The sequence below is a fragment of the Psychrobacter sp. NC44 genome, assembly GCF_904846655.1.
Lineage (GTDB): Bacteria > Pseudomonadota > Gammaproteobacteria > Pseudomonadales > Moraxellaceae > Psychrobacter.
Window position 1 is genome coordinate 1 of record NZ_CAJHBN010000036.1, and the last position, 1365, is coordinate 1365.

Below are 1365 nucleotides of genomic sequence, written 5' to 3' on the forward strand. Positions count from 1 at the left end.
CTCATTAATTCGTTTCACTTCCTCTTTACTAAAACCAGCTTTTGAATTTTTCATATAGATTAGTCACTCTCAATCACACCCATTACTTTATCTTGCATCCAGTCAATGTAACGGTTGACATAGCGATTAATATAATTAAACTTTTTTATTTGTAAAGCACGCCCTTCGGTATTACCCCCAACAAAATAATACCCGCGAAGAAAAAGACAAAGCTCTTGATAAACAACATTTTTAGGTTTAATGGGTCGATTTTGGTTGGTAGGGATAATCATTAATAAAGGGACAAAACTATGCCATAATAAACCACCAGAGGCGAATAAGCTAAGCGCCCATTGATATTGATCATTAATCGGTCTGGTAAATACTTTAAAAGCTTTATCACTTAACTGCTCTTGATATTCAAAACCTTCAAAATAGATCTGTCCTAATTTAATATAAGGTACAGATGAATAGAGCAAAAAGTTAATATCTGGGACAGATTCATAATCAAGTACAGGCTTATTATCTTCTTCGTAAATCGAAGCAGGAAAGTGATGAGGTGCAACCTCGAAACCCACAAGGTCTATTTCAATACCTCGCCATCGCTTTTCTTCTTGTTGCTCAAGTTTAACTTCGAACGCTTTAAGCTCATCCCAATATAGTAATCGTTTATCCCAAAAGTCTTCCGCTTCATTAGTAATTTTACTAAACAATACATCCACACGCCTATCGTAAAAATAGATATTGTGTTCTTCAACCATATCTCGTGAATCTGTTATGTCCATAGGGTCATAAATATTTTGATAGTTTTCACGAGGTATGATTAATTCATTATCTAAGCCATCAAGTATTGATATAGTTGTCTTATCAAAATTGACCATATGATCATTAGAATAATATTGAAGACAGAGATCATTTATCCAAGGCTGCTCTACATGCTTCTGAAAATAAACATCTCGATAGTTATAGCTAGCAAAACCTGCCTGAATGTCATCTTGCAACCATGTCAGTTTTTGACGCATAAACTTATTATCAATTTCTTGAATCCACCTATGAAATTTTCCATGGTAACCCCATAACTGACCGTTATGTCTATGATCAAAATTAAGTCGCTTGATTCTTTCTTTTTCAGTCACATCATCTTCAAAACTATCCGAATGTAAAAACATTAGTTAAACCACCCTTTTACCCAGTCAGTCGTTTGATCCCATTTTTTTGACGCATATGCTTTTATGCTTTCTTTAGAGATATCTATACCAAATGCTGTTTTCAAAGCTTCTAATAATCCTACATCTCTATGCTTGCCATTATCATCTTTTACAGCATCTTTAGCTATCGCAGCTGAAGATGCTGTAAAAGATGATAATGGCTGCAATGGCTTTAGCT

The 1365-nt window shown here is 34.4% G+C and carries 2 protein-coding genes; both read right to left on the bottom strand.

What is annotated here, in order from left to right; translation table 11 throughout:
* Positions 1-59 precede the first annotated feature (59 nt).
* The gene (locus JMX95_RS13555) at positions 60-1148 is read right to left on the bottom strand and encodes a hypothetical protein (RefSeq protein ID WP_201561079.1); all 1089 of its coding nucleotides are present in this window, start codon (positions 1146-1148) and stop codon (positions 60-62) included.
* Positions 1148-1365: hypothetical protein (locus JMX95_RS13560; protein WP_201561080.1), on the bottom strand; the 218-nt coding region annotated here is incomplete at its 5' end. The genes JMX95_RS13555 and JMX95_RS13560, both read right to left, overlap by 1 nt.

What these genes read in the sequence shown, in the direction of transcription:
- JMX95_RS13555 (WP_201561079.1), bottom strand. Translation starts at nt 1,148, where the DNA reads ATGTTTTTACATTCGGATAGTTTTGAAGATGATGTGACTGAAAAAGAA.